The organism is Endozoicomonas sp. Z74, assembly GCF_057680865.1.
This window is the reverse complement of the sequence record NZ_JBLYZI010000071.1, coordinates 1-18088: the sequence shown is the minus strand read 5'-3', so window position 1 is coordinate 18088 and position 18088 is coordinate 1. Positions and strand designations below refer to the sequence as shown.

Genomic DNA, 18088 nt, shown 5'->3' with positions numbered 1-18088 from the left:
AACAAGCTATATATCAACCGGGGAGGCCAGAGTGCCAAGGTTGATTAAAGTTTGTGTAAAACCGGGTGAGCTGATCTCTGTTTCAGAGATTCAGGTCAGCTTTCTCTTCCTTTCGGCCTGATTTTTGACAGCGCCCTTTAATATAGGTTCACACAGGCCGATGGTCTAGTAGATAGACTCAATCCGGCAGGGGTGAACCGGTTTATGGGCTCAATGAAACTTAACCGTTTTTTATTGTGGAGAATCCAGGGATGGGGCAACTGAATCAGCAGGAACGGGAAGAAACCCTCGATAAACTGATCGAAGAATTAGCGCCCCATATTCCGGCGAACCAGCAGGATAGCTTTCGGGATTTTGTTTATCGCTATTACTCCCTGGACACCTGGCAGGACCTTATGGCGATTAATCGTCGGGATCTGCTGGGGGCAACCCACTCCTTCTGGAAATTCATGCTGCACCATGACCCCCGGCAGCCAAAGATAGAAGTGATTAATCCTGAGCATGCACATCATGGTTGGCACTCGGGTCATACGGTGATCCGGATCCTGCACCGTGACATGCCCTTTGTGGTGGACTCGGTGCGAATCAAGCTCAATGAATATGGTTCAACCATTCACCTGCTGCGCAACAGTGTGATGCACTTCCGGCGTGATGCAAAGATGGAGATGATTCACTCCGACACCCCTGCAGAGGGTGAGGCGCTGCACCGTGAGGCCATTGTCTATCTGGAGGTGGACCGTTGTGAAAACCAGGAAGAGCTGGATCAGCTCAGGGAGCAGTTGCAGGCGGTGCTGGCGGATGTGGCCAGGGTGGTGGATGACTTTGAACCCATGACCAGTCGGGTCAGGCACCTGCTGGAACAAATTGGCAGTGCTGAAGGCGATCAGCACGCCACTGCCAGGGAAGTCCAGGCGTTTCTGCGCTGGCTTCTGGCAGATAACTTCACCTTTCTGGGCTATGAGGAGCTGACCGTCACCGAGCGGGAAGGGTTAAGACAGATTGTCCGGCCAACAGAGGCTTTGCTGGGACTGCTGCGTCCCATGCACCAGGGAGAGCTGGGGCAGTTGGAGCTGGAACCCTTTGTTGAACAGGATTTTTTTGAGCAGAAAGAGTGGCTCTCTTTTTCCAAGGCGTCGGTGCGATCCAGTGTTCACCGGCCTGCCTATCCGGACTTTATCACTGTCCGGCGTTTTGATGACCAGGGGCGCATTCTCGGGGAGGCCCGGATTGTCGGACTCTATACCTCACCCGTTTACCGGCAGACAGCCTATGCCATTCCCTATATCCGCCATAAAGTAGAAGCGATTGTCCAGCGTTCCGGACTGGACCCAAAAAGTCACCATGGCAAGGACCTGATTCAGGTTCTGGAAATATTCCCCCGGGATGAGCTGTTCCAGACCAACCAGGATGAGCTGTTTGAAACCGCCATGTCGATTCTGCGTATTCAGGAGCGGAAGCAGATCAAGGTCTTTATCCGTCAGGATCCTTATGGTCCGTTCTGTTCCGCTCTTGTGTATATTCCCCGGGATATCTACAACACCGGGTTCCGCCACCGGGTGGAGAAAATCCTCTGCCAGCGGCTGGAAGCGGTGGACAGTGAATTTACCACCTATTTCTCCGAATCGATCCTGGCCCGGGTGCATTTCATCTTCAAGCTGAAGGGACGGATTGACTATAACCTGGACATCATTACCCAGGAAATCATTGAGGCCGCCTCTTCCTGGGAGGATGACCTGAAGGCGGCGGTGCTGGAAAGCTTTGGTGAGGTCAAAGGCAACAAGCTGCTGGCCATCTTTGGGGATGGGTTCAGTGCCGCTTACCGGGAAGCGTTCAGTCCTCAGTCGGCGGTGGTGGATGTGAAACACTTTGCCCGGATTGATGAGGTGATGCCTCTGTCCATGGGGTTTTATCAATCCCTGGATGATAAACCCGGGCGTATTCATTTCAAGCTTTACCATTTTGTTGAACCCCTGCCCCTGGCAGACCAGATTCCCATTATTGAAAACCTGGGTCTGCGGGTACTGGGTGAATACCCTTACCTGATTCGCCGCAATTCTGGCGAGACCATCTGGATCCATGACTTTTTACTGAGCTATAACCGGGACACTTCCCTGGACATGACTCTGGATCTCCAGAAGGTGGGTCCCAACTTCAAGGAGGCCTTTGAAAAAATATGGTTTGGCCAGGCTGAGAATGACCGGTTCAACCGACTGGTGCTGTCGGCGGGAATGGACTGGCGGCAGGTGGCCATGCTTCGGGCTTATGCCCGGTACCTGAAACAGATTCAAGTGGGCTTCAGTCAATCCTATATTGCTGAAACCCTGTGCAATAACATTCCCATTGCCCGTCAGCTAGTGGAATTGTTTGAAACCCGTTTTAACCCGTCTCTCGCCCTATCACGGACCCAGCGGCTGGCCCGGCAGCAACAGATTCAGCAGACCATTCTGGACGCCCTTGACCAGGTGTCGGTGCTCAGTGAGGACAAGGTGATCCGTCGCTATCAGAGCGTGATTGCTGCCACCCTTCGAACCAACTTCTATCAGCAGGATGCGGAAGGGGCTTTCAAACCCTACATTTCACTGAAAATGGCGCCCCGGGAAATTGCCGATATTCCTAAACCGGTGCCCCTTTACGAGATTTTTGTCTATTCCCCCGAGGTGGAAGGGGTGCATCTGCGGGGGGGCAAGGTGGCCCGGGGTGGATTGCGCTGGTCAGACCGGGTGGAGGATTTCCGGACAGAGATTCTGGGACTGGTGAAAGCCCAGCAGGTCAAGAATGCCCTGATCGTTCCGGTGGGTGCCAAGGGGGGCTTTGTTCCCAAGCAGATGCCGGTTAATGGTACCCGGGAAGAGATTATGGCCGAAGGGGTTCGCTGTTATCAGATCTTTATCCGGTCACTGCTGGATGTGACGGACAATCTGGTGGAGGGGGACGTGGTTCACCCCGATGAAGTGGTGATTTACGATGAAGACGACAGTTACCTGGTAGTGGCCGCAGACAAGGGCACGGCTACGTTCTCGGACATCGCCAATGAAATTGCTGCCGAATACGGGTTCTGGCTGGGGGATGCTTTTGCCTCTGGAGGCAGTGTCGGGTACGACCACAAGAAAATGGGAATCACCGCTAAGGGAGCCTGGGTATCGGTGCAGAGGCACTTCCGGGAAAAAGGGGTGAATGTCCAGACGGATGTGATTACTGCGGTGGGTGTGGGTGATATGGCCGGAGACGTATTTGGCAACGGCATGCTGTGCTCAGAAACCATTGCCCTGGTGGGAGCGTTTAACCACATGCATATCTTTGTGGATCCTAACCCCGATGTGGCCAGCAGTTATGAAGAACGACGGCGGTTGTTTGATTTGCCCCGGTCCAGCTGGCTCGATTATGACAAACAGTGGATTTCCGATGGTGGAGGCATTTTTTCCCGCCATGCCAAATCCATCCCCATCTCGGAACCCATGAAGCAACGGTTCGGGATTACTGCTGGTCGACTGGCCCCCAACGACCTGATTCGCGCCATGCTTCGGGCGCCGGTGGATCTGCTCTGGAATGGGGGTATTGGCACTTACATAAAAAGTATTTCCGAAACCCATGGCGATGTGGGGGACAAGGCCAATGACCCCCTGAGAATCAATGGCTGTGAAGTTCAGGCCAAGGTGGTGGGTGAAGGCGGTAATCTCGGGTTGAGCCAGTTGGGACGGGTGGAGTATGCCCTGCAGGAAGGGGCCCTGAACACCGATTTTATCGACAATTCCGGAGGTGTCGACTGTTCTGACCATGAAGTCAATATCAAGATTCTGCTGAACGAGATCGTCGCCAGCGGTGACATGACCCTGAAGCAGAGAAACCAGCTGCTGGAGTCCATGACCAGTGATGTGGCTGAGCTGGTGCTGACCAATAACTACCGTCAGACCCAAGCCATCTCCCTGGCAGAATCCGAGGCCCGCTTCCGGATGGATGAATACCGTCGTTTTATGGAGCACCTGGAAGGGCTGGGCAAACTGGATCGGACCATTGAGTTTTTACCGGACACCGAGGCCCTGGCAGAACGGTCCGCCAGTGGCAAGGGACTGACCCAGCCGGAGTTGTCTCTGCTGATCTCCTACAGCAAAGCGGATCTTAAGGAGGCTTTGATCAACTCCAGCATGATCGATGATGAATACCTGGCCCGGGAAATGAACAGTGCCTTTCCGGAGGTACTGGTGAACCGTTTCCCCAAAGCCATTGAGCAGCACCGCCTGCGCCGGGAAATCATTGCTACCCAGATTGCCAATCACATGATTGATATGATGGGCATCACCTATGTCCACCGCCTGCAGATGACCACCGGGGCCAGTTCACCAGAGATTGCCCGGGCATTTACGGTCAGCCGGGACGTGTTCGGTATTTCCCGTTACTGGCAGATGATTGAGCAACTGGATTACAAGGTGTCCAGTGCCCTTCAGCATCGGATGATGTCCGCCCTGATCAAGCTGGTGCGTCGTTCCAGCCGCTGGTTTATCCGTCTCAAGCGGCAGGATCTGGCTCCCGCTGAGTGTGTTGCCCATTATGGCTCACGGATCCGCAGTTTCGTGGGTGGGTTTATCCAGTACCTCAGTGAAGAGGAGCAGCATGACTTGAAGCAGTCTGCCGGGGAAATGACCCAGGAAGGGGTTCCCCAGGAGTTGGCTATGGTGGTGGCCGGGCAGAGATATCTGCTCAGTGCCTTGCCGATTATTGAGGCAGCGGATCAGACCGGGGAACCCCTGGAACAGGTGGCCAGAACCTATTTTGCCGTGGGCTCCCGCCTGGAGCTGAACTGGTATGGTAATGAGCTGGGCAATCTGGAGGTGACCAACCACTGGCAGTCCCTGGCCAGGGACAGTGTCCGGGATGAATTGAGCTGGCAGCAGCGAACCCTGACTGTTGGGTTGCTCAGTATTGACAGTGACGGTGAGGCCATGGAACAGCAGCTGGATAACTGGATCATTGAGCATCATGCTCTGGTCACCCGCTGGCAGAGCATGCTGTCAGAGATCCGGAATGCCGGTCAGCCGGATCTGGCTATGTTCACCGTTGCCAACCGGGAGTTGATGGATCTGGCCCAGGTCAGTATGCATGGGGGACAGTAGACTGCAATCCAGGCATTTCGTTGCTTGCATTGATTGACTGCCTGCTAAATGCAACAAACATCAGGTTAACGGTGATCCGGGTAAGTCGGTAGCCTCCCGGATCATTTTGAGTCACTGACTTTCAGCCACCACAGCCGGTGTTTCCAGGCTCAGCCGCTCTTCCTCCTCCTCCTGGGTCTCAAACCACTCATCATCCACCACCGGAATCACCTCATCAATACTGAATCGGACGGTAGCAGGCGCTGAATAGTTGGGGACATTGTCGTAACTGAAGACCGAATAGAATTTGGGGATATTGGCATTGCCAAAGTTGTCGTAAGTGTATTCATCCTGTCCGGCGTAAAGCTTGACGCCGTCCAGGGGGGAGCGTGGGGGATGAAAACGGTTACGAACCACGTAACTGCCCACATGATCAGGGTGTTCCGGATTTTTCCAGGTCAGCTTGACTTTGCCTTTGTCCAGCGTCGCAGACAGTTCTGTGGGGGCTGTTAAAGACTGCTTTCGTCGTTCAATGTAGCGGATCACCAGCTGTGGAGGCTCATAAATATCATCTTCCCCATGCCAGTCGATCAGGGCATTGAGCTCTCTGGACGGGGTGGTCGGCCGAACCAGCAGGTAGACCGGCTCCCCTTTCTCATACAGGGTTTCAAGAATGCTGCGGCAGTAACTGTCAAAGGAGAAGCTATGGCAATTATTTTCCTTCAGCTGGGCATTGCTGACTTCGTACCCAAGGTATTCAATCTGCTGTCGTCCCTGGACATTGTTGTAGTCCAGCTCTTCCAGTTGTGCCAGCTCCATGGTGAAGCGGATATCCTTGGGGGTATTGAGCTGATTTTTGGCACTGAGCTGGACAAAGGCAGAGGTGATAACGGTGTTTTCGGGGTTCGGCAGCTGATCGAAATCAAAACGAAGGTGGCCGTATACTTTTTCACCCTCCTGATCAAAGCCTGAGCGCAGGGTATCCGGAGTGGCCGAAGCCTGGCTTATGGTGTGTAAGGCCGTGGGATTGAGGGTGATTTCGTGGCTTGCCCGGGTATAAATAAGCTCAAGATTAGGGCGATAGTGAATTCCTCCCCCAAAGCGGCCATAACCGATGTCGAACTGCATTATCTGGGAGTCATTGCCGAGGGGCAGATGATCTGGGCCTTCTATCCGGAGAATCAGCTGACCCATTTCCAGTTGCTGCTCCAGAATCCTGCGTTCTATGGCAGAAAACTGCCACTCACTCCAGATTCCCTGGGTCAGCTGGTCGGATTCGATGGCTGCCCCCAGGGTCTGGACGACACTGGCATTGGCAATCTGGTCGTAGCTGGTCAGGTCACTGATCTGACTGCCATCGAGAATGGACACCGCCCACTCCCCGAATTTTTCAATTTTGGCGTTGACCCGGTTCATGGGGTACAGGGAAAACACGGCTTTCTTGATTCGGGCATCCAAGGGCAGACGATCCAGGTTGAAGGCAATAACACCGTAGCAACAACCTTTGTTGCGATTGACCCCCACAAACAGGGAGTTGTAACCAAAATGGTTGTTGTTCAGTGAACGGGTTTTCTCGCCTACATAACCCACCTGTTGTTTTGTTGGGAACAGGGTATACAGAAATTCATCATTGGAGAGCAGGGTTCTGAGTTTCAGGGCCGGGGCGTAGGGGGACTGGATGCCGGTCACCCGGTCAACGGCTCGAATCTGGTAAAAATAGCGTTGCCCGCTTTTCAGCTGGACATCGGTATAGCTGAGCGCACGGGTGATGGCAATCCGGTTACTCTCATTACAGGGGCTTTTGGGTTGAGTACTGCGATAGATTTCAAAATAGATATCCGACTCGCTGTCGTGTTCCCAGGTCAGACCCACCTCAAAGGTATCAATGTGGCTGGCGGTAAAGTTACTCACCCGGGCCGGTGCATGCTTGGAATAACAGATGGTGGATTCCAGGGCGTGGATCAGGGCGGGAATGTTTTCGTCGACGCTCTGGGACATGTTCACCAGATAATCGGGAATATTCCGGGTCCCCACTTCAACCACGGTACTGAGAATGCCTTTGCTGTAATAGTACTCCCGGCCACTGCCGTGTATCAGATTGAAAGGGGGTTTGCCCCGGTGAATGCCGTACTGTCGGCCGGTCACCTTGCGGATCTCACTGGCCATATTGGCGCATAGCATGTTCAGGTCAGTGCCTTCCAGCTCTTCTTCATGGTTAAATTTGTGGGCCGGGAAGAAAACATTGCCCTGGGAATGGTAGTCTAGGGCAACGGTAATGTTGGGGTGGCTGTCAACAAAGGTTTTTATGGCCCGGGTTTCCGGTTCGGAAAAGGCTTCAGGCCCGCCATAGATGTTGGAGCTGGTGTCGGTACCCTGGCGGAACTTTACGGAAAAGTTACGGTTCAGGTCCACGCCGAAAGTCCCATCACCATTGTCCCGGCGGTTTTTGCGCCAGAAGGAAAAATGCCTTCTGGAGTATTCAAAACCATCGGGGTTCAGGCAGGGCACCATATATAGAGTATTTCGGGTGAGGGCACTGAGCAGCCTCGGGTTGGACTTGTAATTTTCGATGATATAGCCAACAAAGCGGGTGGCCAGCTCGATTCCGATCCACTCCCGTGCATGAATCGTACCGGTGTACAGCAGGGCCGGTTTCTCATCGGCGTAGGCCACGTCCTGGGACAGGGTCACCATCATGATGGGACGACCTTCCCAGGTTTCTCCAATGCTCTGCAGACGGATCAGGTTGGGGTGCTCCCCCATGGCGTGCTGCAGAAACTCGATGGTTTCCTGATAAGAGGTGTATTGTTGTTTCATAGGGCCGTATTGATGTGCTTATAAGACAGTGGTTCCCTTCTCTGGAAACAGTACACTATCCTTTCTTTGGAAATCTACAATAAAGAAATCCATGGCTGACTGGAGAGAAGCCGGTCTCCCCGTTGGAAAACCGGCCTGTTGGCCTTAAGGGCCATTGGGAAAGGTGAATCAGACCGCCTGCAGGTGGTGTTCCCAGCATTGAAGAATATGGGCCAGTTTTCTGGCCTTGATGTTCTTCACCTCAGTCAACCGCTGGGGATTATTCTCCAGAGCGTCAACGACACCGCTTAAACCAAAACGCTCAAGAATCTGCAATGCCAGTTTCCGGCTCACCCCCCTGGCGCTGGACAGCAGTTCAATCATGGAGGTTTCAGTCATGGACGGTTCATCACGAATATCGGATGTTTTTGCTTCCATGGGAAGGGCTGAGTCCGGCTCTTCCTCCCGCTCATTGAACAGGTGTTCGGCCGGTGCTGCCAGGTCTTCGATACCGGTGTCCTCAGTGGTGTTGCTGATTTCATCCCGTGAGGGAAGTCTGGAACTCAATGGCTGGTAGTTATCCTGGCGGTTCCATTGCTCACTGGGCCACTCTTCCTTTTTACGCTTGAGAGTATCCAGAATGGGATAACCGTCGCTGTCCTGATGGTGGAAGGTTTCGCCGGTATCGGTCATGGGCTGCATATCCGGTGATGAGGCAAAGTGGATATGACGCATGGTACGCAGCACGGAGGAGGATATTTTGCCCAGCTCTTCCCAGTTGTACAGGGGGATATTGGGGCAGGGCAGTCTGCCATCGGACAGTTTCCACATAAGGTACTGGCCAATCCAGTCACGGATGTAAGGAAAAGCAGCAAACGCGGTGGCACACTCCAGGATGCTGTACTGGTCATCATGGCTGACGGCAATATCACAGGCCCAGTATTCCGCATTGGCGGCTTTTGATGCCTGCACAGCCACCTCCAATGCCTCATTGGGCACTTTCATATAATCCATACTTCCACCCTGGGAAGTATTGGTCAGCCACTCCCCTTCAGGGGGACGTCGCCAGAAAGCGCAAACCGGTTTGTGGCCAATGAGCATCACCCGGATATCCGCTTTCATGGGGACAAAATCCTGAACATAAACGGGGTAGTACCGTTTTTCAGCCAGCAGTTCCAGGGCTTCCGCCTCGCTGTCCACCTTGTGCACATAGTAGCCCCCGTAGTTTGAAGGGCCGTAGGAGCGCTTGATGATTCTGGGATAAGCCGCGGACTGCAAATAACGGGTGGCCTCTTCCTTCTCATAGAAGATATGGGTTTTGGGGATGGGCAGCTGGTACTTTTCACAAAAATGAGTAACGTTTTCCTTGGACTTATTGGCAAACTGAGTGTCCAGGGAAGGGATAAACTGAACGTGGGGTAGAGCCCGGGCAATGTCCCGGAAAGTTTCATAGGCCGTGGCGGGTATATTGCCAATCAAAACGTCAATGTTCTTACGACGTACTTCATTGATAAAACGCTGTTGATCATTACCCCAGTGGTAGACAACGGTTTCAATCCGGTCTGGCCAGCCTTTGAAATTGGAGTGATCAAAAAAACGCAGTACATGGTCAAGGTAGAGCAGCCCCAGCACCGGTCGTTTCTGTTCAGCAGGCTTGTGGGTTGGCATGGGAGGGCTCCTTCTTGAGGTCAGTGATGTCGGCAGGTGTCTTGTACAGGCGGTTTACGGTGACTTTCCGTTCAATCAGGTCCGCAATCTTTGCAATTTTCCGGTCATTAAAGTCCAGTCCGATCTCCTCTTGATCCGGAGTGGCAAAGGCAGGGATGCCGTTGACTTCAAGAACCACATATTCTTCCTTTTCCTGGTCGTAAATCAGGTCAACACCGGCAATTTCCAGCCCGGTGACATTGGCAGCCCGGATGGCCAGCTCTACCACTTCATCATTGGGCTCGCGCAGAATCACACTGCCTCCGCTGGTGATATTGGTTCTCCAGTCATCCTGAGGGGCTTTTCGTCCATAGCAGCCCACAAACTCACCGTCGACAATATCAATGCGATAGTCGGTCAGGTCATTATTGATGTAGCGTTCCACAAAAAAGTGCTGGACAGAGATCTGGTTGATAAAAGGTTGGAGCATGTCCAGGGCGCCTTCATTTTCCAGCCTCACAATACCGGTACCTCCCCAGCCATCGGTGGGTTTGTATACGGCCCTGCCGCCCCAGTCGTTCATGCTGGCCCTCAGGGCGGCCAGATTGTTGTGGCGGCACAGACAGTAATCAGGTGTTCGGATTTTATGGCGACGCAACAGGTGGGAGGTTTTAAATTTATCTTCCGTCAGGGAAAAGGCCCGGTAATTATTAATGATGGGAATGAACTGATCCAGCATTTCATACAGGTACATCTGGTACTGAGTCTGTTGACCGGCGTTGTAGGTATAAAACAAATCCAGATCTTCCATGATCACACCGTTGCAGACTATCGACCCTTCATGGGCCATGCCGCGAGCCAGGTCGAGCCCGGTAATGGCTTTGATATCCCGCTCCCGTAACCGGTCAATCAATTTTCGTTGGATGGCATCACCTCCGCCATTCTGGTACATCCAGATTCCAACGGTGTACTTGGACATGATCAATTCCTGTAGTTATGCCTGTTGTTGAATTGGACTTTCGTTAGCGGTTGGTTGTCAGCAGTTGCAAAATTGTAAGCGAGGGATTTCCCGTTCTTTACGAAAAATTTAGATATAAACACTTTTTTACGGGAAGCCGGTGGTCGCTCACAGAAAGTGTCCGAACCAAACAAGGGAGTAGCGGTTACCCCCTACCGCTCCGGCAATATTACCACTGTCGTGCGTGGTGTTAACCGCTGAATACCATAAAATAACAAATATTGACATGGATCAATTTGGGCTCGAATCCCGCATAAAGTGTCGTATTTATTTAGTAATATTTTCTTCTGGTTCTGGTAATTTCTGAAAGTATTTACTGGTAGCTTTCGATGTTCCCCTGGAACCGCCAGTCATGAAATAAAGCTGTTTATTAAAAGAGTGATTACAAGAGAGTGGATTTCAAAGAACTGTCCTCATTAATTGAGCTGAACTCCCATACCCGCAATAAAGCGGGTGTTGACCAAAATGGCCATGTATTTGCCCGCTGGATGGAGGCCATTGGTTATACCACCCACAGGCATCCCAGGGAGTTGATTGGTGACCATCTGCACTTCATTTCGTCCCGGAGTGAGGGCAGAAAACTGCTGTTGCTGGGGCATCTGGATACGGTGTTTCCGCAGGGAACGTTTGAAGGGTTCAGTGAAGACGATCAATGGATTTATGGCCCCGGCGTCTGTGATATGAAAGGGGGAAACTATATTGCTCTTTCGGCATTGCGCCGGGTTCATCAACTGCAGCAACAAAAAGATCGGGTCATCTCCAATATCGACATGCTGCTGGTCAGTGATGAAGAAACCGGCAGTGATGACAGCAAACATCTGACGTCAAAGATTGCCAGAGAATACGATGCCTGTCTGGTTTTTGAAGCGGCGGGCAAAAACAATGAAGTTGTTATTGCCCGTAAAGGGGTTGCCACATTGAAGCTGATGTATACCGGAAAGGCAGCCCATGCCGGTAATCATTACTCAGAGGGGTGTAATGCCAACTTGGCTGCGGCCATGGCATTGCTGGAATTGACCAGGATGACGAACCTGGAAGAGGACACCACGGTGAATGTAGGCAAAATCTCCGGTGGCATCGGTGCCAACACCATTTCACCGAAGGCGGAATTGCTGGTGGAGTTTCGTTTTACCAATGCCACAGAACGGGACCGGGTGCTGGCGGCCATTGACCAGCTGGTGGCCAGAACGCTGGTGCCTGGTGTGACCACAACCCTGAGTGGTGGGGTGCAGCGGGATGTCATGGAGCCTTCAGATGCACAGCAGCAGCTACTGGCTGAAATTACCGAAGCCATCGGGTATCCGTTGCCAACGGAAAAACGGGGAGGTGTCAGTGATGCCAATACCGTAGCTGCCACTGGGGTGCCCACTCTGGATGGTTTTGGCCCCTACGGTGATGGTGATCATACAGCTAAAGAAAGGGCCAGTAAGGCCAGTTTTGAGCAACGGATTGAAGAAGTGACAAAGATTATCCAACGATTCTGTGAGTCAACCGCTGTTCAGTCTCTGTAGGAGGGGGGCAATATAAGCTGCAAGTGATAGTGCTGAGGTTTGCCATCCTCACGGCGGATTCCCTTGTGGCACAAGGCGTAAGGTGCTGCAAACAAGTTAATACAATGATATTATCTGATCTTTCCTTAAGTGAAATCTGGGTGTCGTTTACTGTTGAGAAAGCAGTCAGATAATTTCCTGCGCAGAGGGAAAGGGCGGTAGCGTGCTTTTTTTTGGGGGGGTTATCCCTTGATCTGGCCCGAGAATTTCAGAATGTTCCCTGCGGCGTTGGTTCATACATTTGCGCCCTCAATAACATAAATTTCACGGCCATAATTGTCTTGATCCTGTGTTTATAAATAGATTTTCTGGTCTGCGTTCTGGGGAATACTCAAGAATAGCAAGATCACTGTCGTATAAAATGTTTGTTTGATGGCTTTATGGGCAGGGTAGCCATTTGACAGTCGACTCACCAGTTATTAAGTAGTGCCTAGTGCATGCGAGTAGTTGCTGAGGCTGTGAAGCGCGGGCTCATCCCTGTGCTTTTTGAGTAGATTGAGGCGTGACATCAACAATGAGGAAATGAATCTGGCCAATGAATAATAATAATTCTGATAATCTTCAGGCTCTTGAAGTCAGTGAGGCTGTTGAAGGAATCAACTCGCCCCCTGCGGCTGTGCCGACTTGTACCGGAGGGTGGATTCAGACTGACTTGCACCAGAGTCACCCTTATAACCAGTTCTGCCCCAGGATAAGTGGAAGTAACCGGTGTCTGGCTGGTAGCCTGGCGGTGGCTGTAGCTCAAATTGTGCATTATCGATCGACAATCACCAAATCTCTGGCTTTTAGAGCATTTTCTGGCGAAAACAGTTATGTGTCCAGGCAGGGGGACCTGGAGATACAATTCTTTGCTGAAGCTGAACAGTATGATTTCCCTGATATAGATACATTGAATCAGAAGTTAAAGGCATTAGATACCCGGTATAAAGAAGAAGAAACGATTTCTGATGTGGATTTAGCCTTCCTTATATTTGCCTGTGGCGTAGCACTTAAGCAAAATTATGGAGAAGATTATACAAATACTGGTTTGAAAAATATAATGTCTCCTTTGATCAGTCAGCTCTGTTTCAGTGACAGTGTTTCAAAAAGATACTATCCCAATCTGGACTTTTTTTATCCTGTAGAGTCTGATATAGACAGGGCAGCCCCTGTTATTTTTGAGTTAAATTGTTCAGTATCGGATGTGAAAAAGAAATACATTCTTTCTGATGGTTTTGTAAAGGCAATTATTGATCCGGTGACAGCTTATACTGGTTATCATCTGAATTATGGCGATGGCGTAGAGGAACCAAAACAGATAAAGCAGTGCTATTGGTACCAGACAGACAGTCTTCCTGGAGATAATTATACGCTTGAAGCGGCCTATATCAATCTGATTGATGACTAAAAAACAGTTTATAAAAAAGGGGATATTATGAGTAGCAATAAAAAACAAATAAAAGCTGAAGCTGTTGACCCTATTCGGTTTCAGAAGCCGGTTAAAATATCCGATCAAACAAGTGAAGATTTGCTCACGGTAAGTAATGTTGGTGATGGTAATGCAGTCACTGTTGAGGGTAAGGTTAAGGTTGGTGGAAAGCTATCGGTTGAAAATGATTATTTAGCTTTGGAAGTTAAAGGTGATATAGAAACAAGTTCAAAAATAATATCATCAACCATATCTTCAAGTGGCAAGGATGGTTTAAACCTATCGGGTTCATTAACTTCGGAAAAAACAGTAACTATAGATAAGCAAGGTGGTGTTCAGGCAGCACAGATAACAATTACCCAAAATGGGAAATTAAAGATAGGTGATGTTGAAATAGGTGAAGATGAGCTAAAACTTCTTAAAAGCCTGGCAAACTCTTATGTAAGCATACAATCTATTGCAGGAAATTACCTGTCTAACTGTGATGGCAAATATGATGTAAGTGATTCTGCAAGGTTTGAGAATGGGCGCAGTGACAATGCATTGATGAGATTTGTACCTCTTGTTGAAGGGGAAAAATACAGAACTGTGGGTAAAAGTTTTCGTTGTAAAATACCAAAGAGTGTCGCTTACATAAAAATCCGTATGGCCAGTAATTCTGGTACGGGTTGGGAAAGTGTTAATGTTGATGGTAAATCTAAATCAGGAATATTTGACGATATTGTTCAATTGAAGAATGGTGTTTTCTATGAAGGAATAATGAAGAATAGCGAAACCAATGATTATGAAATGGAATTGTCTGCTGGCAACACGAGTCACCGTAATAAAGGAAGGGGGGGGGATGGTGTTTATATAAGAAAGTGGATGTCTGATGATTTTTTTGTTGTATTAGGTGGCGGTGGTGGTAAAGGAGGGCAGGGTAATAACCCGGACGCCATTTCAGCAGAAGGAGGAAAAGGTGGTGATGGTTTTAATGGTAATACAGGTGGAGGAGGAGGGGGAGCAGGCAGTTTTACTACTACTACTTACCCAAGCAATGGACAGGATGGGACTACCCAGGGGGGAAAAGGGGGGAAAGACAGGAGTAATCCAAGCTTTGCTCCAGGTATGGATGGAGGAAGTGATGGCAGTGATGGTAGTTATGGAATGCGGGACAATGATGGAAGTCCAGGTTGCGGAAAAGACTCGATATTGCCTTTTAATGGAGGATTTTCCGGCTCTACATCGATGAGAGGCTATAAACTTGTCGCTGGTGGTGGCGGTGGTGGTGGCTACTCCGGAGGTGGTGGTGGTGGGTTTGGAAAAGCACGTAATTCCAGCCCAGAGGTGATAGGAAATGGAGGAGACGGTGGTTGTGGGGGGGGGTACTTTAATGAGAATGAATCATTTACCCATCACTCATACAAAACAGATTATCAGGGGTCAGGGTTTGTGGAAATAATCCTGTACTACGCCTCTCAAGAGAGCCTGTAAATCATTCTTTGATTATGCAAGGTTATCTTATCGTGTTTGTATATAACAATCTGGAGTGGTCATTTTTGTCTAGTTAGTACAGATGGGAATGGCAATCTTATTGTAAAAAGAATTGATAAAATCCTTGACTGCTCTGCTGAGGTTTTATTTTACCCTTCAGGTAAGCAAATAAAAAGTATGAATAAAATAAAACAAATGAACAACAGTGTGTTTAAGGTAGCTGAAGGAACCAAAATCATTAATGTTCCCAGTTCTGTAGAATTTATAAAGGTACGGTTGGCGAGTAATCCGGGTACAGCATTTTTTGAGGAAGCCTTTCTTTCAAATGGCGTTTTGAGTGAGTATCTGATTCCCAACACAGAGGCCGAATCCTATGAGCTACTGCTTGATTGCGGTTCATCTACGCCTGTAAAGGGGCGCGGTGGTGATGCATTATTGATGAAAAACAACACAACCGATACTTTGATCTTGTTGGTCGGTGGTGGTGGCGGTGGTGATCAAGATAATGGCGGATTTAATGCCAATGGTGGCAAAGGAGGGCTCGGAGGAAAGGGTCTTGAGGGGAAGACTGGAGGTGGAGGAGGTGGAGGGGGTGGTGGGCGTGACTCAGCAAAACTCACCACAATTAATGGGGAAGATGGAGGTATCACAGGAGGGAAAGGAGGTACCCAGGCGGTTTATGCCGGGGCTGGTGGCAACGGAGGAACCGACGGAAGTGATGGGGGGCATGGCAAAAGTTTTAATGAGCAAGGGGTCGGCGGGCTTGGAGGATATGGGTATCTCGCTGAGGTGAATCAGTGTCAGGGAGGAAGGATGTGTGAAGACAGCCCTCTCGGCGGTGGTGGAGGTGGTGGAGGCTACTCGGGCGGCGGAGGGGGCGGAAATTCTGCCGAAAGCTATGCAGCCAGTGGTCAGGGGGGGAGTGGCAGTTCATTCTTTAATGAGAATTACCAAATCACAGAGTTATCATCAGGCTCTCATCACGGTGAAGCAGGGTTCATAGAAGTAACTTTTTATTATCCCCCCCTGGAAGAAGATGTTTTTCAGCAAAATTCTATCAATTCCCACCTGTACCAGGCAGAAAAACAGAACGATGATTGTGGCAACCTGGTACTACTCCTCCCTCCGACAGTTACACCTTCCGGTCCTTCTATTTCAATGGACAGCGCCCTTCATGACAGTACCCTTCAGGGATCTTTGATCTTTTTTGACTTTGAGCTGGATTTTGATAATGAAACGGTCGTGAATGCCTTTGTCAATGAAGTAAGCGGAATCATTGAGAAGGTTTCTCTTACCCGGGGCATACTCTGGTTGACTGACGTCGTGATTAATCAGGAAAACGTGCGCTATGTCAGTATTAATAATAATGGAACCGCGATCGATAAAATGGCCGAGATTGTGCTGGCGGGTGATTGTAGCCTGCAGTTGGATGAAGGGATTGGGTTAGAGTTACACGGTTCAGAGCGATACCTGAAACTTGAGGGGGACTCAGAGCACGCTATCTGTTTTTCAGTGGAAGACCGCTCCAAAGCAACTGAGGCCACTCTTTTTCTGTCAGGGGATAAATCCGGGTGTATTCAATTTCAAACGGCTTTTCAACGGGAGGTTCTGTTTGACCGCCTGCATTGGGGGTTTCAGTATCTGTATTCTGATAGCGATACAACGCTGCATCAGGAGTACCTGCCGCTGGCCAGCGGGACGACGCCTGCAGGTAAAGACTGGTTTGACTTTTCTGTATCCATTAATCCTGCTGATGTATTTAATGAATACCTTGACCCTGACGTTAATGGTGATAAAGACTCCCGTATTAAAGAGGCTTACTTTTTCCGTAAAACGTTTTTTGATTTCAGTGGTAGCCCGGAATTACTGGATTCCTTTTACCGGACTGATTATGGCAACAATATCCAAATATGCCCCCTGAGTGAAGACACCGTGAATGCGGGGCAGTTGCCGGCCCGGTTAGTTTTCACCAAGGGCGGAGTAGACAGCCCCTACCCGTTTATTCTGTCACCCGAAGGTGATTTCAGGCTTGTGCTGCCCGAAGGCGCCCAGGACGGCAGGATTATGTGTGGACTGCAGTCGGTTGAGTATTTACAGTTTGAGCCGGGGGCTTATCTGCGCTTTCTTTCCAGGCAGCCTGCTTTTGCCGTTTCATTCCCCCTTGAGATGGCTTCTCCGGTTGGGGTGCCGAATCAACAAAACCTGCCCCTGGTTGATGGAACATACACAACGTCCTGGGCTACGGTGATTCCGGCTGAGGCCGGAAAGAACATCACTTATGTATCCCAGTCCAGTGCCTTTTATCTGTATGGGCAGGACGATACGGTTTATAAAGCAAGTAATGATTTATTGGGGAATGTCCGGCCCGCTTATACATTGAACCAGAGTGACAGGGTTGTTTTTCCCATGGTTCCTTACTCCGGGTTTGAGGTTGATACCGGTTCTGGAGGGTTTGCCCCTGGCGATACTGAGGCTTTCGAGCGGCAGATTATCAGTGCCGTCAGAAGTGAAAGTCTGTTTGCATCGGAGGGGGAGGGGGGGCGCTCGGCAATACCCCGTTCACCCAGTGGAGGTACATACAGTGCCGTAACCGGTTCAGGCTTATTGGTTGAGGTCAGTGACCATCAATGGCAGAAGGTATTGCTTGGACAGCAGCAGAATGGCGATGACACCGTAGAGCTGGCCTTTAATAATCCAGGCACAAAACTGATTCAGGCCTTTCAGTCCAGCGAGCTGTTTTTAGTGATTGCCAATAACCAGTATCTGGGGGATTTTCAGAATCAGATCAATGTGGAAGACTGGCAGCTGACCGCCAGCACAGGCAGCAATCAATACAATGATTACAGCAACATTATTATTTTGAAAGGGTGCAAAGGCAAGCTGTTCGATCCGGACATTCCGGTGGGTGAGAACCTGGTGGCCACCCCCCAGAGCTGGACGATGAAAGACGATTTCGCGGCACCTACGACACTGGAGAACCCCCAGGGCAAAAACATGATCACCAATTGAACAGCGCCATCAAGAAACAGCCTGTATAATCAGGGTTTTTCCTGTCTTTCGATGTCTGCAAAAGCCCTGTTTTCCAAATTCTCCTCGCTCACTGATAAGC

8 protein-coding genes are annotated in these 18088 nt (G+C 50.3%); 5 read left to right on the top strand and 3 right to left on the bottom strand.

Translation table 11 applies throughout. The features are described from left to right. Positions 1 to 251: 251 nt before the first annotated feature. Positions 252 to 5108 carry an NAD-glutamate dehydrogenase gene (locus ACNRUY_RS18090; protein WP_488113053.1) on the top strand — a complete coding sequence of 1619 codons (4857 nt, stop codon included), beginning with the start codon at positions 252 to 254 and terminating at the stop codon, positions 5106 to 5108. A 111-nt stretch (positions 5109 to 5219) separates the two neighbouring features. Here ACNRUY_RS18090 and ACNRUY_RS18085 read toward each other — a convergent pair whose 3' ends face one another. The 3 genes from ACNRUY_RS18085 to ACNRUY_RS18075 all read right to left on the bottom strand — a co-directional run bounded on the left by ACNRUY_RS18085 (position 5220) and on the right by ACNRUY_RS18075 (position 10509). Continuing rightward, complete coding sequence (locus ACNRUY_RS18085; RefSeq protein ID WP_488113052.1) at positions 5220 to 7904, bottom strand: M14 family zinc carboxypeptidase; 2685 nt, start codon at positions 7902 to 7904, stop codon at positions 5220 to 5222. Between the two features lie 168 nt (positions 7905 to 8072). Beyond that, a complete protein-coding gene (locus ACNRUY_RS18080) occupies positions 8073 to 9551 on the bottom strand; it encodes an ATP-grasp domain-containing protein (protein ID WP_488113051.1) in 1479 nt (492 codons plus the stop codon). Further along, positions 9529 to 10509, bottom strand: a complete 981-nt coding sequence (locus ACNRUY_RS18075) for an ATP-grasp domain-containing protein (RefSeq protein WP_488113050.1) — start codon at positions 10507 to 10509, stop codon at positions 9529 to 9531. Before ACNRUY_RS18075 ends, ACNRUY_RS18080 begins: the two co-directional genes overlap by 23 nt. A gap of 431 nt (positions 10510 to 10940) precedes the next feature. Between ACNRUY_RS18075 and ACNRUY_RS18070 the strand changes: the two genes are divergently transcribed. From ACNRUY_RS18070 to ACNRUY_RS18055, 4 genes are all read left to right on the top strand, one after another. Then, the gene (locus ACNRUY_RS18070) at positions 10941 to 12059 is read left to right on the top strand and encodes a M20 family metallopeptidase (protein ID WP_488113049.1); all 1119 of its coding nucleotides are present in this window, start codon (positions 10941 to 10943) and stop codon (positions 12057 to 12059) included. Between the two features lie 574 nt (positions 12060 to 12633). Beyond that, on the top strand, positions 12634 to 13485 hold the full coding sequence (locus tag ACNRUY_RS18065) for a C10 family peptidase (RefSeq protein ID WP_488113048.1): 852 nt from the start codon (positions 12634 to 12636) through the stop codon (positions 13483 to 13485). Positions 13486 to 13512: 27 nt separating this feature from the next. Continuing rightward, the gene (locus ACNRUY_RS18060) at positions 13513 to 14979 is read left to right on the top strand and encodes a hypothetical protein (RefSeq protein ID WP_488113047.1); all 1467 of its coding nucleotides are present in this window, start codon (positions 13513 to 13515) and stop codon (positions 14977 to 14979) included. A gap of 177 nt (positions 14980 to 15156) precedes the next feature. After that, entirely contained in the window at positions 15157 to 17988 is a 2832-nt protein-coding gene (locus ACNRUY_RS18055; protein ID WP_488113046.1) for a hypothetical protein, read from the top strand. The last annotated feature ends 100 nt before the right edge of the window (positions 17989 to 18088 follow it).

Bases quoted from the DNA above. Each gene is read 5' to 3' on its own strand.
- ACNRUY_RS18090 (WP_488113053.1), top strand. From the start codon at position 252: ATGGGGCAACTGAATCAGCAGGAACGGGAAGAAACCCTCGATAAACTG.
- ACNRUY_RS18085 (WP_488113052.1), bottom strand. From the start codon at position 7,904: ATGAAACAACAATACACCTCTTATCAGGAAACCATCGAGTTTCTGCAG.
- ACNRUY_RS18080 (WP_488113051.1), bottom strand. From the start codon at position 9,551: ATGCCAACCCACAAGCCTGCTGAACAGAAACGACCGGTGCTGGGGCTG.
- ACNRUY_RS18075 (WP_488113050.1), bottom strand. From the start codon at position 10,509: ATGTCCAAGTACACCGTTGGAATCTGGATGTACCAGAATGGCGGAGGT.
- ACNRUY_RS18065 (WP_488113048.1), top strand. From the start codon at position 12,634: ATGAATAATAATAATTCTGATAATCTTCAGGCTCTTGAAGTCAGTGAG.
- ACNRUY_RS18060 (WP_488113047.1), top strand. From the start codon at position 13,513: ATGAGTAGCAATAAAAAACAAATAAAAGCTGAAGCTGTTGACCCTATT.
- ACNRUY_RS18055 (WP_488113046.1), top strand. From the start codon at position 15,157: ATGAATAAAATAAAACAAATGAACAACAGTGTGTTTAAGGTAGCTGAA.